General features: G+C 61.6%; 12 protein-coding genes. All 12 read left to right on the top strand.

What is annotated here, in order from left to right; all coding sequences use genetic code 11:
• Window positions 1-53: 53 nt before the first annotated feature.
• The 12 genes from LB533_RS22350 to LB533_RS22295 all read left to right on the top strand — a co-directional run bounded on the left by LB533_RS22350 (window position 54) and on the right by LB533_RS22295 (window position 12,796).
• Entirely contained in the window at window positions 54-995 is a 942-nt protein-coding gene (locus LB533_RS22350; RefSeq protein ID WP_140638233.1) for an alpha-E domain-containing protein, read from the top strand.
• Window positions 996-1,002: 7 nt separating this feature from the next.
• The gene (locus LB533_RS22345) at window positions 1,003-1,797 is read left to right on the top strand and encodes a transglutaminase domain-containing protein (RefSeq protein WP_224678244.1); all 795 of its coding nucleotides are present in this window, start codon (window positions 1,003-1,005) and stop codon (window positions 1,795-1,797) included.
• Between the two features lie 132 nt (window positions 1,798-1,929).
• The gene (locus LB533_RS22340) at window positions 1,930-2,661 is read left to right on the top strand and encodes a peptidase (protein ID WP_140638231.1); all 732 of its coding nucleotides are present in this window, start codon (window positions 1,930-1,932) and stop codon (window positions 2,659-2,661) included.
• 97 nt (window positions 2,662-2,758) lie between these two features.
• Window positions 2,759-4,168 carry a pyridoxal phosphate-dependent decarboxylase family protein gene (locus LB533_RS22335; protein ID WP_140638230.1) on the top strand — a complete coding sequence of 470 codons (1,410 nt, stop codon included), beginning with the start codon at window positions 2,759-2,761 and terminating at the stop codon, window positions 4,166-4,168.
• Between the two features lie 128 nt (window positions 4,169-4,296).
• Window positions 4,297-5,064 (top strand): DeoR/GlpR family DNA-binding transcription regulator, encoded by a 768-nt coding sequence (locus tag LB533_RS22330; protein ID WP_140515319.1) that lies wholly within the window; start codon window positions 4,297-4,299, stop codon window positions 5,062-5,064.
• 124 nt (window positions 5,065-5,188) lie between these two features.
• Window positions 5,189-6,715 (top strand): glycerol-3-phosphate dehydrogenase, encoded by a 1,527-nt coding sequence (gene glpD / locus LB533_RS22325; RefSeq protein ID WP_224678243.1) that lies wholly within the window; start codon window positions 5,189-5,191, stop codon window positions 6,713-6,715.
• A 36-nt stretch (window positions 6,716-6,751) separates the two neighbouring features.
• A complete protein-coding gene (locus LB533_RS22320; protein WP_140638228.1) occupies window positions 6,752-7,831 on the top strand; it encodes an ABC transporter ATP-binding protein in 1,080 nt (359 codons plus the stop codon).
• A 10-nt stretch (window positions 7,832-7,841) separates the two neighbouring features.
• Window positions 7,842-8,909 (top strand): ABC transporter ATP-binding protein, encoded by a 1,068-nt coding sequence (locus LB533_RS22315; protein WP_140498794.1) that lies wholly within the window; start codon window positions 7,842-7,844, stop codon window positions 8,907-8,909.
• Complete coding sequence (locus LB533_RS22310) at window positions 8,910-9,776, top strand: carbohydrate ABC transporter permease (protein ID WP_140638227.1); 867 nt, start codon at window positions 8,910-8,912, stop codon at window positions 9,774-9,776.
• Window position 9,777: 1 nt separating this feature from the next.
• Entirely contained in the window at window positions 9,778-10,698 is a 921-nt protein-coding gene (locus LB533_RS22305) for a carbohydrate ABC transporter permease (protein WP_140498790.1), read from the top strand.
• A 2-nt stretch (window positions 10,699-10,700) separates the two neighbouring features.
• A complete protein-coding gene (locus LB533_RS22300; protein ID WP_140638226.1) occupies window positions 10,701-10,988 on the top strand; it encodes a DUF2160 domain-containing protein in 288 nt (95 codons plus the stop codon).
• 83 nt (window positions 10,989-11,071) lie between these two features.
• Window positions 11,072-12,796, top strand: coding sequence for an ABC transporter substrate-binding protein (locus LB533_RS22295; RefSeq protein WP_140638225.1), 1,725 nt, complete (start codon window positions 11,072-11,074; stop codon window positions 12,794-12,796).
• The last annotated feature ends 24 nt before the right edge of the window (window positions 12,797-12,820 follow it).

Below are 12,820 nucleotides of genomic sequence, written 5' to 3'. Positions count from 1 at the left end.
ACTCACTAATAACTACTCACTAATAACTACTCACTAGCCCGAAGGGCCATTCCATGCTTCTCGGCCGCACCGCCAACGGGCTCTACTGGATGAACCGCTATATCGAGCGTGCGGAAAACATGGCGCGTCTGGTCGATGCGGGCCTGCGCATGGCGCTGACGCGCACGCAGAGCGCGTCGGAAGAGTGGAATTCGGTGCTGCTCAGCGCCGGCTCCGACGTCGCATACACGCAGAAGTATCAGGACTATACGGCGGCTGATGTAGCCGACTTCCTTTTGCGCGACACGTCGAACCCGTCGAGCACGATGTCGTCGATCGAGACTGCACGCAACAATGCCCGCATGGTGCGCACCGCGCTGACGCGCGAGACCTGGGAAAGCATCAACGAGGCCTGGATGGCGCTGAAGCGCATGCTGGCAAGGCCGATCGACGAGCGTGACCTGCCAAACGTGCTCGATGCGATCAAGCGCGAAACGGCGCTGATCCGCGGCTCGTTCTACGGCACCATGCTGCGCAACGAGATCTTCGATTTCTCGCAGCTCGGCACCTACGTCGAGCGCGCCGACAATACGGCGCGCATCCTCGACGTGAAGTACTACGTCCTCTTGCCGTCGATCTCCTGGGTCGGCTCGACGCTCGACAATTACCAGTGGGAATCGATCCTGCGCTCGGTATCGGCGCACCGTTCCTACCGCTGGGTCTACGACGCCGACTACAAGCCGACCAACATCGCCGACTACCTGATTCTCAATGTGCGCATGCCGCGATCGCTCACCTTCTGCTATCGCTTCCTGGCCGAGCACCTGAAGTTTCTCGGCGACGACTATGGCGAGCGCCATGCCTGCCATGCAACGGCGGAAAAAACCCAGGCCATGCTGCGGGCAGGCTCGATCAAGGATATTTTCGACGCCGGCCTGCATGAATTCCTTGCCGGCTTCATTCGCGACAACACCAGGCTCGGCGACGAGATCGCGCAGGATTACAGGTTCTATTGAGGAGGCCATGCGGCTCAAGATCACCCATCGGACCGAATACCGTTACGACGCATGGGTGCAGTACCTGCTGCAGCGGCTACGGCTGCTTCCAGTGAGCGGGCGGACGCAGACGGTGCTGTCCTGGGCCGTGGAGGTGGAAGGCGCGCGCGAGGAAGTGCGATTTGCCGACCACTACGGCAATGAGACCCGATTGTTGAGCGTCGAGGGTGACCATGATTTCATCACGGTCGAGGCATCAGGCGAGGTGGTGACGCGCGATACATCGGGCGTTTGTGGGCCGCATCAGGGGTTCGCGCCGCTCTGGCTGTTCGCGCAGGAGACGCCTTTGACCATGATAGGCGATGGCATTCGCGCACTCGCCGAGACAGTCGGCAAGGGCACCGATATCGAGAGACTGCACCGTCTGATGGCTATCATCTCCGAGCGGGTCGCCTATGCGCCGGGCATCACCAATGCGACGACCCCGGCTGAAGAGGCCCTCGCGCTGAAAACCGGGGTCTGCCAGGATCATAGCCATATCTTTGCCGCCACCGCGCGCGCCATGGGTTTCCCGGCACGCTATGTCAGCGGCTATCTGATGATGGACGCGGCCATCGAGCAGGCGGCAAGCCATGCCTGGGCCGAAGCGCATGTTCAGGGCCTCGGCTGGGTTGCCTTCGACCCCTCCAACGGTATCTCTCCTGATGAGCGCTATGTGAGAGTGGCGACGGGGCGCGACTATCGCGATGCGTCGCCGGTTTCGGGGATTCTGCTGGGACAGGCGCAAGAGCGGCTTGCCGTCACCGTCACGGTGGAGCAGTAATCACCTGATGCAGGTCGTCCAACGCCACCTTGGTTTGGGTGACGACATGCATGAAAACAAGGACCTCAGCGCGCCGCATGGATCCGTTCCGACGCGACGCGCTTTTAGGGTTCGCTGCCGGAAGAGTAAACCATGACCTATTGCGTCGGCCTCAAGATCGATCGCGGGCTCGTGTTCATGTCGGACACGCGCACCAATGCCGGCATGGACTCGATCTCCACTTTCAAGAAGATGCATGTCTGGGAAGACCCCGGTGAGCGCGTCATCGTGCTGATGTCGGCCGGCAATCTGGCGACGACGCAAGCCGTGATCAGCGTGCTCGACGAGCGCACCAAGGCGGTTGGCGAACGGCACGCGGCAGTGCTCGAAACGCCGTCCATGTACCAGACGGTGCGGCTGGTCGGCGAAACCGTCAAGGACGTCATCGCACATGCCTCGCCCGCCGGCGACAAGGCCGATTCCTACTTCAACGCCTCCTTTATCCTGGGCGGCCAGATAAAGGGCAGCGCACCGCGCCTGTTCATGATCTATCCCGAGGGCAATTTCATCGAATCGACGGATGACACGCCCTTTTTCCAGATCGGCGAAACCAAATACGGCAAGCCGATCATCATCCGCGCTTATGACCGGTCGATGAGTCTCGCGGAGACCGTGAAGCTGCTTCTGGTGTCGTTCGATTCCACGCTGAAGTCGAACCTGTCGGTCGGGCTCCCGCTGGATCTGCTCTTCCTGGAAAAGGACGCCTTCCAGGTAGGGTTGAAGAAGCGGATCGGCCATGACGACCCGTACTACCGCACGATCTCCGACGGCTGGTCGAGCGCCTTGAAGACGGCCTTTGCCAGTCTGCCGGATTTCCCGGGATAAGGACGTGCCGGATTTCTCCGGTGGTTGCAAAAGTTTAACAGTCGTTTTGAAAACCGGGCGAAGGGCGCCGGTGAAGCGATCATGTCGGGAGGACAGGATGAACAGTGATGATTTCCGGCAATGGTCGCGGCGGGTCGCTGAGTGGGGCGCCGACTACCGCGAAACGCTGCGCCAGCGCCCGGTGCGGCCTCGGATCGAGCCCGGCGACATATTCAGGAGCATAGAAGCGTCGCCGCCTGAAGACGCGGAGCCGATGGACAGGATCTTCGCCGATTTCGAGGAGAAGATCGTGCCGGGGATGACGCATTGGCAGCATCCCCGCTTCTTCGCCTATTTTCCGGCCAACGCAGCACCAGTTTCTGTGGTGGCTGAGTATCTGGTCTCTGCGATGGCCGCGCAGTGCATGCTGTGGCAGACCTCGCCGGCAGCGACGGAACTCGAAACGCGGACTGTCGATTGGATGCGCCAGGCGCTCGGCCTGCCGGAAGGTTTTTCCGGCGTCATCCAGGATTCTGCTTCCTCGGCGACGCTGGCGGCGGTGCTGACGATGCGCGAACGCGCGCTCGACTGGCAAGGCAACAAAAAGGGCCTGACGGGGCAGGCGCGGTTGCGCGTCTATTCGTCGGATCAGGTGCATACCTCGATCGACCGGGCGATCTGGGTAGCCGGCATCGGCGAGGACAATCTCGTGCGCATTCCGGTTGCCGGCCGCTTTCGCGCCATGGACATGGCGGCCCTCGAGGCGGCAATCGTCGCCGACAAGAAGGCAGGCCTGCTGCCGGCGGGTATCATCGCCTGCGTCGGCGGCACCAGCACTGGTGGCACTGACGATATCGCCGGCGTCGCCGCGATCGCCAAACGCCACGGGGTCTATCTTCACGTCGATGCCGCCTGGGCGGGATCGGCGATGATCTGCCCGGAATACCGGCATTTCTGGGCCGGTGTGGAGCAGGCGGATTCTATCGTCTTCAACCCGCACAAATGGCTTGGCGCGCAGTTCGACTGCTCGATCCAGTTCCTGCGCGACCCCGAAAGCCATGTCAGGACGCTCGCCATCAAGCCGGATTATCTGAAGACGCACGGTCATGACGGCATCATCAATTATTCCGAATGGTCGGTGCCGCTCGGCCGTCGCTTCCGCGCGCTGAAACTGTGGTTCCTGCTGCGCGCGCATGGACTGGAAGGCCTGCGCACGATGATCCGCAACCACGTCGCCTGGAGCGAAGGCCTGGCAGCGCGCCTGGCCGACGAGCCGGATTTCGAGATCGTCACCGAGCCAATGCTGTCGCTGTTTTCGTTCCGGCACAAGGCGAATGGAGCGGATGCCGACGAGCACAATCTCCGGCTGGTCAATGCGATCAATGATGACGGACGCATCTACCTGACACAGACCAGGGTGAACGGGCGCGTCGCCATCCGCTTCCAGGTCGGCCAGTTCGAGGCGACCGCGGCGGATGTCGATTCGGCTTTTGCCCCGATCACCGAAATCGCGCGCGGACTAACCTGAACCGGCTGAGTCGGAACTGCGACCAAGTTTGCCTTTGCTATCATGTGGTTTCCATTAGCCGGCTCACGCCTTTTCATTGCTTTCGTTTTCGTCTATGGTCAAGAAAAACGAAAGCAGAAGGTCTTCAGATGTATCTGTCGCCGCGCCATGCCGAAATCGTCCAAATGGCCAAGGATCATGGCCGCGTTCTGGTCGACGATCTGGCCACCCACTTCAACGTCACGCCGCAAACCATCCGCAAGGACCTCAACGATCTTTGCGACCAGCGGTTGCTGTCGCGCATCCATGGCGGCGCCCTGTTTCCTTCCGGCATCGAGAACATGGAGTACGAAGCCAGGCGCAAGATCGCCGCCGAGGAGAAGGAGGCGATCGGCAGCGCGGCCGCCAGGCTGATCCCGGACAACGCCTCGCTGTTCATCAACATCGGCACCACGACGGAGTCGGTCAGCAAGGCGCTGCTGGATCACAGCGGCCTCATGGTCATCACCAATAACATCAATGTTGCCAACAGGATGCGCATTTATCCTTCGATCGAGGTGGTGATCGCGGGCGGGGTGGTTCGCGGCTCGGATGGCGGCGTCGTCGGCGAGGCGGCGGTGGATTTCATCAGGCAGTTCAAAGTCGACTACGCCGTCATCGGCGCCTCGGCAATCGACCATGACGGCGCCTTGCTCGATTTCGATTTCCGCGAGGTCAAGGTCGCGCAAGCCATCATCGCCAATGCCAGGCACGTCATCCTGGTATCCGACCGGACCAAATTCGAGCGCACGGCGCCGGTTCGCATCGGCCATCTGTCGCAGGTCAACACCTTCATCACCGACCGCTGCGATATCCCATCGGTGCGCAAGATCTGCCAGGAGGCCGAGGTTCAACTGATCGAAACCTCGCTCGATTGAGGATGCTGTAGCGCTTTCACGGCCTTGTGATATTTCGTTTGACATTCGTTATGAGTTCGAAATAATCCCGCCACGGTTTCGCAAAAGAGCCAAATGGTGCATTGCGAAATTGTTGGAGGACTTGGTGGACGCATCTTCGATCCGTGACATTTTCGTCATAGGCGGCGGCATCAATGGCTGCGGCATTGCCCGTGATGCCGCCGGCCGCGGGTTTTCGGTATTTCTTGCCGAGATGGACGATCTCGCCAGCGGAACCTCCTCAGGCTCGACCAAGCTGATCCATGGTGGCCTGCGTTATCTCGAATTCTACGAATTCCGCCTAGTGCGTGAAGCGCTGATGGAACGCGAGGTGCTGTGGAAGAACGCGCCGCACATCATCTGGCCGATGCGCTTCGTGCTGCCCTATGCCAAGGGCCTGCGTCCGGCCTGGCTGATCAGGCTCGGCCTTTTCCTTTACGATCATATTGGCGGGCGCAAATTGCTGCCGGCGACCAGGACCCTGGACATGACCACAGACCCTGCCGGCAAGCCATTGAAACCATTGTTCAAGAAGGCCTTCGAATATTCCGATGGCTGGGTAAACGATGCGCGGCTGGTGACGCTGAACGCGCGTGACGCCGCCGACCGGGGCGCCACCATCCGCACCCGCACCAAGGTGGTCGGGGCGCGCCGCGAAGGCGGGCTGTGGACGATCAGGATCGAAAATCTGCGGACCGGCGAGACCGAAGAGGTCAAGGCGCGGCTGCTGGTCAATGCCGCCGGCCCCTGGGTCGATCATGTGCTTTCCGGCGTCGTCGGCCTCAACGATGTGCACAATGTTCGCCTCGTGCAGGGCAGTCACATCGTCATCGCGAAGAAATTCGACGATCCGCGCGCCTATTTCTTCCAGAACAAGGATGGCCGCATCATCTTCGCCATTCCTTATGAGGACGAGTTCACGCTGATCGGCACCACCGACCAGGACTATCCCGGCGATCCGCACGACGTGAAGATCAGCGACACCGAGATCGACTATCTCTGCGCCGCGGCAAGCGAGTATTTCGCCCAACCCGTCAAGCGTTCGGATATCGTCTGGACCTATTCGGCCGTGCGTCCGCTCTATGACGATGGCGCTTCGAAGGCGCAGGAGGCCACCCGCGACTATGTGCTGAAGGCCGATGGCGGCGAGGGCACAGCCCCGATCGTCAACACGTTCGGCGGCAAGATCACCACCTATCGCCGGCTGTCGGAATCGATGCTGGAGAAGATCGAAGGCTTTCTCGGCAGGCGCGGCAAGCCGTGGACGGCAAATGCGCCGCTGCCGGGCGGCGATTTCGCGGCGACCGGTTTTGATGCGCAAGTGGCGAGGCTGAAGAGCGCCTATCCCTTTCTCGACCAGCGTTTGGCGCGCCGGCTCACGCGGCTCTACGGCACGCGCGCGCAGTTGCTGCTTGGCCTTGCCAAATCGAATGCCGACCTCGGCCGCAATTTCGGCGCCGACCTTTACGAGGCCGAGGTCCGCTACCTCGTCGAGAACGAATGGGCCGTCACATCGCAAGATGTGCTGTGGCGCCGGACCAAGCGCGGCCTGCATTTCAGCCGCGAGCAGACGGCGGCGTTGGATGAATTCATGCGCGGCATAAGTCGCCGCCACGTCGCGGCCGCGGAATGAAGGGCTGCTGATGCACAAGGCCTGGGAGGAGGCATCATGCTGGAACTGAGGAACGTCACCAAGACGGTCGGCGCGGTGGAGCATATCCGCGACGTGTCGCTGACGCTCCAGCATGGCTCGCTGAACGTGCTGCTCGGGCCGACGCTGTCCGGCAAGACCAGCCTGATGCGGCTGATGGCCGGCCTCGACGCGCCGACTTCCGGCTCGGTCTGGTTCGACGGCAAGGACGTCACCGGACAGCCTGTTCAGAAGCGCAAGATTGCCATGGTCTACCAGCAGTTCATCAACTATCCCGCGATGAGCGTCTACGAAAACATCGCTTCGCCACTGCGGGTAGCGGGCGTCGAGAAGGCCAAGATCGACAGTCAGGTGCGTGAAGCCGCTGCCCTGCTCAAGCTGACGCCCTATTTGGACCGCACGCCGCTCAGCCTGTCCGGTGGCCAGCAGCAGCGCACCGCGCTGGCGCGCGCCATCGTCAAGAACGCAAGCCTGGTGCTGCTAGACGAGCCGCTCGCCAATCTCGACTACAAGCTGCGCGAGGAATTGCGCGCAGAACTGCCGAGGATATTCGCCGCCGCCGGCACCATCTTCGTCTATGCCACGACCGAACCGCACGAGGCGCTGCTGCTCGGTGGCAACACGGCGACGCTGTCGCAAGGCCGCATCACCCAGTTCGGCCCGACCATCGAGGTGTTCCGCAAACCGGTCGACCTGGTGACGGCAAGGACCTTCGCCGATCCGCCGCTCAACACGATCGTGCTGGCCAAGAACGGGCCCGATTTCCTGCTGGAGGGCGGCGTCAAGCTGCCGGTGCCGCCGGAACTTGTCGGCATTGCCGACGGCAATTACACGATCGGCTTCCAGCCGCACCATCTGTCGCTCGAGCGGCCGAATGCGAGTGCCGTGCCGGTGCGGGCAAAGGTCACCATCACCGAGATCACCGGCTCGGAAAGCTTCATCCATCTTGATTTTGCCGACGCGCGCTGGGTGATGCTGACCCATGGCATCCGCGATTTCGAGACCGACGACGTGGTCGAAGTGTTCATCGACCCGCGTCACATCCTGGTTTTCGACCAACATGGCGTCGCCGTGGCCGCGGCAAAGCTGGCGGCCTGAGGAGAAAACGATGGCGCGCATCGACGTCAACCATGTCAGGCACTCATATCTGCCGAACCCGCGCACCGATGCGGATTTCGCACTGCGGGAGGTGCACCACACTTTCGAGGACGGTGGCGCCTATGCGCTGCTAGGCCCATCCGGCTGCGGCAAGACCACGCTGCTCAACATCATTTCGGGCCTGCTCCACCCATCGCACGGCCAATTGCTGTTCAACGGCAGGGACGTCACCCGGTTGTCGACGCAGGAGCGCAACATCGCCCAGGTGTTCCAGTTCCCGGTCATCTACGACACGATGACCGTCTACGACAACCTGGCCTTCCCGCTGCGCAACCGCGGCGTTCCGGAGGCCGACGTCGACCGCAAGGTGCGCGAGACGCTCGACATGATCGACCTGGCAGACTGGGCCAGGAAGAAGGCGAGGGGCCTGACCGCCGACCAGAAGCAGAAGATCTCGCTCGGCCGCGGACTGGTGCGCTCGGATGTCAATGCGATCCTGTTCGACGAACCGCTGACCGTCATCGACCCGCACATGAAGTGGGTGCTGCGCTCGCAGTTGAAGCAGCTTCATCGCCGCTTCGGCTACACCATGGTCTATGTCACGCACGACCAGACAGAGGCGCTGACCTTCGCCGACCAGGTGGTGGTCATGTATGATGGCGGCATCGTGCAGATCGGCACGCCGGCCGAGCTGTTCGAGCGGCCGCGCCACACCTTCGTCGGCTACTTCATCGGCTCGCCCGGCATGAACGTCATGCCGGTAGCGATCGATGGCAAGACAGCGACGCTTGGCTCCCAGCGCATCCAATTGCCAGGCGCGCCGAAGGCCGGAAGCGGCGTCGTCGAACTCGGCATCCGTCCCGAATATGTCAGGCTCGGCCGCGATGGCATGGCCGTCCACGTCAGCAAGGTCGAGGATGTGGGCCGCCACAAGGTCGTGCGCGCCAGTCTGGAAGGCCGCGAGATCGCCGCCGTCATCGGCGAGGACGAAACCGTTCCCGCCGATCCAAAAGTGCGGTTCGATCCAGCCGGGATCAACATCTACGCCGATTCCTGGCGTGTCGAGATGGGGGCGTAAATGGAAAAGCCCTGGAACAACAAGGCCTGGTTCCTCGTGCTGCCGATGCTCGTGCTGGTGGCGTTCTCGGCCGTCATCCCCCTGATGACCGTCGTCAACTACTCGGTACAGGACACGTTCGGCAACAACGTCTTCTTCTGGGCGGGGACCGAATGGTTCGAGGAGTTGCTGCATTCCGATCGCTTCTGGGAAGCCATGGTGCGCAACCTGATCTTCTCCTTCATCATCCTGGCGATCCAAGTGCCGCTTGGCATTTTCATTGCCCTCAACATGCCCAAAAAGGGCTGGGGCGTGCCGGTCTGCCTGGTGCTGATGGCGCTGCCGCTCTTGATCCCGTGGAATGTCGTCGGCACCATCTGGCAGGTGTTCGGCCGCAACGATATCGGCCTGCTCGGCTATTACGTCAACGCGCTCGGCATCGACTTCAATTACGTGCAGGATCCGTTCGACGCCTGGGTTACCGTCATCATCATGGACGTCTGGCATTGGACCAGCCTCGTCGTGCTGCTCTGCTATGCCGGCCTGGTCTCGATCCCCGATGCCTTCTACCAGGCGGCCAAGATCGATGGCGCCTCGCGCTGGGCGGTGTTCCGCTACATCCAATTGCCGAAGATGCAGCGCGTGCTCCTGATTGCCGTGCTGCTGCGTTTCATGGACAGTTTCATGATCTACACGGAGCCCTTCGTCGTCACCGGCGGCGGTCCGGGCAATTCGACGACCTTCCTGTCGATCGACCTCGTCAAGACCGCGCTCGGACAGTTCGACCTCGGTCCGGCGGCGGCGATGTCGCTGGTCTACTTCCTGATCATCCTGTTGTTGTCGTGGGTGTTCTACACCGTGATGACCAACTACGATGCGGAGCGCTGATATGGCCGGCGCCAACGAACGCACCGAGCGCAACCTGGTGAACGGGACCGCCGCTTCGGAAAGACTCGCCAGTTCGCTGTCGCAAAGCGAACTGGACAGGCGCATGCGCCGCCGTGGCGAGGAATCGCGCTGGTGGTGGATCGTGCCGACGCTCTACATCATCGTCCTGCTGCTGCCGATCTACTGGCTCATCAATATGAGCTTCAAGACCAATGCGGAGATCGTCAATTCGCTGACGCTCTATCCGCATGCGCCGACGCTGCGCAACTACACCATCATCTTCACCGATGCGTCGTGGTATTCGGGCTACATCAATTCGATCACCTATGTGGTGATGAACATGGTGATCTCGGTCGCCGTGGCGCTGCCGGCGGCCTATGCCTTTTCGCGCTACCGGTTCCTCGGTGACAAGCATCTGTTTTTCTGGCTTTTGACCAACCGCATGGCACCGCCGGCGGTATTCGCGCTGCCGTTCTTCCAGCTTTATTCGGCATTTGGCCTCATCGACACGCATATCGCGGTGGCGCTGGCGCACTGCCTGTTCAACGTGCCGCTGGCGGTGTGGATCCTTGAGGGCTTCATGTCCGGGGTGCCGAAGGAGATCGACGAAACGGCCTACATAGACGGCTATTCGTTTCCGCGTTTTTTCGTGAAGATATTCATGCCGCTGATCGCCAGCGGCATCGGCGTAGCCTGCTTCTTCTGCTTCATGTTCTCATGGGTGGAACTGCTCATCGCCCGAACGCTGACCACCACCGATGCCAAGCCGATCGCCGCTACCATGACCCGCACTGTGTCGGCGTCGGGAATGGACTGGGGCCTGCTCGCTGCAGCCGGCGTGCTGACGCTGATCCCCGGGGCGCTCGTCATCTGGTTCGTCCGCAACTACATCGCCAAGGGCTTCGCCCTGGGGAGGGTGTGACCATGAACCTCGACTTCTCGTGGATGGCGTGGACCTGGCCGACGGCCGCCTTCTTCGCCGTCATAGCGCTGCTGCTGGTTGGCATGGGTGTCTGGGAATATGCCTCGCCGGGCGGCAATCCGCGCATCGGCGTGCTGCGTTTCAAGACGACGCGCGGCGACCGTCTCTTCGTTTCGCTGCTTGGCAGCGCCTTCATCCATCTCGCTTGGCTGGGTCTTGTCGGACCCAGTCTGTGGTGGGCTCTCGCTCTCTCCGTGGTCTACGCCATCGGCGTCTTCCGCTACGTATAGAGGGGGAACTGTTGGAGCGGCCGCCTTGCTGGCGACCGCTCCAGATCGCACTTGAAATCTTTTCAAAACGTGGAGGAAACACAATGCGACGGCAATTTTTAACATCGACCACCGCCCTTGTCCTGCTGCTCGGCGTGGGCAACGCCTACGCCGGCATGGACGAGGCAAAAGCTTTCCTGGACAAGGAGATAGGCGATCTGTCGACGCTTTCGCGCGCCGATCAGGAAAAGGAAATGCAGTGGTTCATCGATGCGGCCAAGCCGTTCGCCGGCATGGACATCAAGGTCGTGTCGGAAACCATCGCCACCCACCAGTATGAATCGCAGGTGCTGGCGCCGGCCTTCACCGCCATCACTGGCATCAAGGTCACGCATGACGTCATCCAGGAAGGTGACGTCGTCGAGAAGATCCAGACCCAGATGCAGACCGGCCAGAACCTTTATGACGGCTGGGTCAACGATTCCGACCTTATCGGCACGCACTGGCGCTACCAGCAGGTGCGCAACCTGACCGACTGGATGGAGGGCGACGGCAAGGACGTCACCAATCCGAATCTCGATCTGAAGGATTTCATCGGTACCTCCTTCACGACCGCGCCAGACAAGAAGCTCTATCAGCTTCCCGACCAGCAGTTCGCCAACCTCTACTGGTTCCGCTACGACTGGTTCAACGACGAGAAGAACAAGGCCGACTTCAAGGCCAAGTACGGCTACGATCTCGGCGTTCCCGTCAACTGGTCTGCCTATGAGGACATTGCCGAGTTCTTCACCGGCCGCGACGTCGACGGCAAGAAGGTCTACGGCCATATGGACTACGGCAAGAAGGACCCGTCGCTCGGCTGGCGCTTCACCGATGCCTGGCTGTCCATGGCCGGCAATGGCGACAAGGGCATTCCTAACGGTCTGCCGGTCGACGAATGGGGCATCAAGGTCGACCAGAACTCGCGTCCGGTCGGCTCTTGCGTGGCCCGTGGCGGCGATACCAACGGTCCAGCCGCCGTCTATTCCATCCAGAAGTATCTCGACTGGCTGAAGGCCTACGCACCGCAGGAAGCGCAGGGCATGACCTTCTCGGAGTCCGGCCCGGTTCCCGCGCAGGGCAACATCGCCCAGCAGATATTCTGGTACACGGCCTTCACCGCCGACATGGTCAAGCCCGGCCTACCCGTCATGAACGACGATGGCACGCCGAAATGGCGCATGGCTCCGTCGCCGCACGGCGTCTACTGGAAGGACGGCATGAAGCTCGGCTACCAGGATGTCGGTTCGTGGACGCTGATGAAGTCGACCCCGACCGACCGTGCCAAGGCCGCCTGGCTCTACGCCCAGTTCGTCACCTCGAAGACGGTGGACGTGAAGAAGAGCCATGTCGGCCTCACCTTCATCCGCGACTCCACCATTCACGACAAGAGCTTTACGGAGCGCGCGCCGAAGCTCGGCGGCCTGATCGAGTTCTATCGCTCGCCGGCCCGCGTGCAATGGTCGCCGACCGGCACCAACGTGCCGGACTATCCGAAGCTGGCACAGCTGTGGTGGCAGGCGATCGGCGATGCCTCGTCGGGCGCAAAGAGCGCCCAGGAGGCGATGGATTCGCTTTGCGCCGAGCAGGAGAAGGTCATGGGCCGCATCGAGAGGTCCGGCGTCCAGGGCGATATCGGGCCGAAGCTCGCCCAGGAACATGATCTCGCCTACTGGAACGCCGACGCGGTCAAGGCCGGCAATCTCGCTCCTCAGCTCAAGATCGAAAACGAGAAGGAGAAGCCGCAGACCATCAACTATGACGAACTGGTCAAGAGCTGGCAGAAGTAGGACTGTCCTATGCGGGCGCTCGCG

The sequence above is a fragment of the Mesorhizobium sp. BR1-1-13 genome (assembly GCF_020165515.1).
GTDB lineage: Bacteria > Pseudomonadota > Alphaproteobacteria > Rhizobiales > Rhizobiaceae > Mesorhizobium.
Note: the sequence above shows the minus strand (reverse complement) of the source record. Positions and strands in the feature narration are given on the sequence as shown.

What these genes read in the sequence shown, in the direction of transcription:
- LB533_RS22330 (WP_140515319.1), top strand. Translation starts at nt 4,297, where the DNA reads ATGTATCTGTCGCCGCGCCATGCCGAAATCGTCCAAATGGCCAAGGAT.
- LB533_RS22295 (WP_140638225.1), top strand. Translation starts at nt 11,072, where the DNA reads ATGCGACGGCAATTTTTAACATCGACCACCGCCCTTGTCCTGCTGCTC.
- LB533_RS22320 (WP_140638228.1), top strand. Translation starts at nt 6,752, where the DNA reads ATGCTGGAACTGAGGAACGTCACCAAGACGGTCGGCGCGGTGGAGCAT.
- LB533_RS22305 (WP_140498790.1), top strand. Translation starts at nt 9,778, where the DNA reads ATGGCCGGCGCCAACGAACGCACCGAGCGCAACCTGGTGAACGGGACC.
- LB533_RS22345 (WP_224678244.1), top strand. Translation starts at nt 1,003, where the DNA reads ATGCGGCTCAAGATCACCCATCGGACCGAATACCGTTACGACGCATGG.
- LB533_RS22300 (WP_140638226.1), top strand. Translation starts at nt 10,701, where the DNA reads ATGAACCTCGACTTCTCGTGGATGGCGTGGACCTGGCCGACGGCCGCC.
- LB533_RS22315 (WP_140498794.1), top strand. Translation starts at nt 7,842, where the DNA reads ATGGCGCGCATCGACGTCAACCATGTCAGGCACTCATATCTGCCGAAC.
- LB533_RS22335 (WP_140638230.1), top strand. Translation starts at nt 2,759, where the DNA reads ATGAACAGTGATGATTTCCGGCAATGGTCGCGGCGGGTCGCTGAGTGG.
- LB533_RS22310 (WP_140638227.1), top strand. Translation starts at nt 8,910, where the DNA reads ATGGAAAAGCCCTGGAACAACAAGGCCTGGTTCCTCGTGCTGCCGATG.
- LB533_RS22340 (WP_140638231.1), top strand. Translation starts at nt 1,930, where the DNA reads ATGACCTATTGCGTCGGCCTCAAGATCGATCGCGGGCTCGTGTTCATG.
- LB533_RS22350 (WP_140638233.1), top strand. Translation starts at nt 54, where the DNA reads ATGCTTCTCGGCCGCACCGCCAACGGGCTCTACTGGATGAACCGCTAT.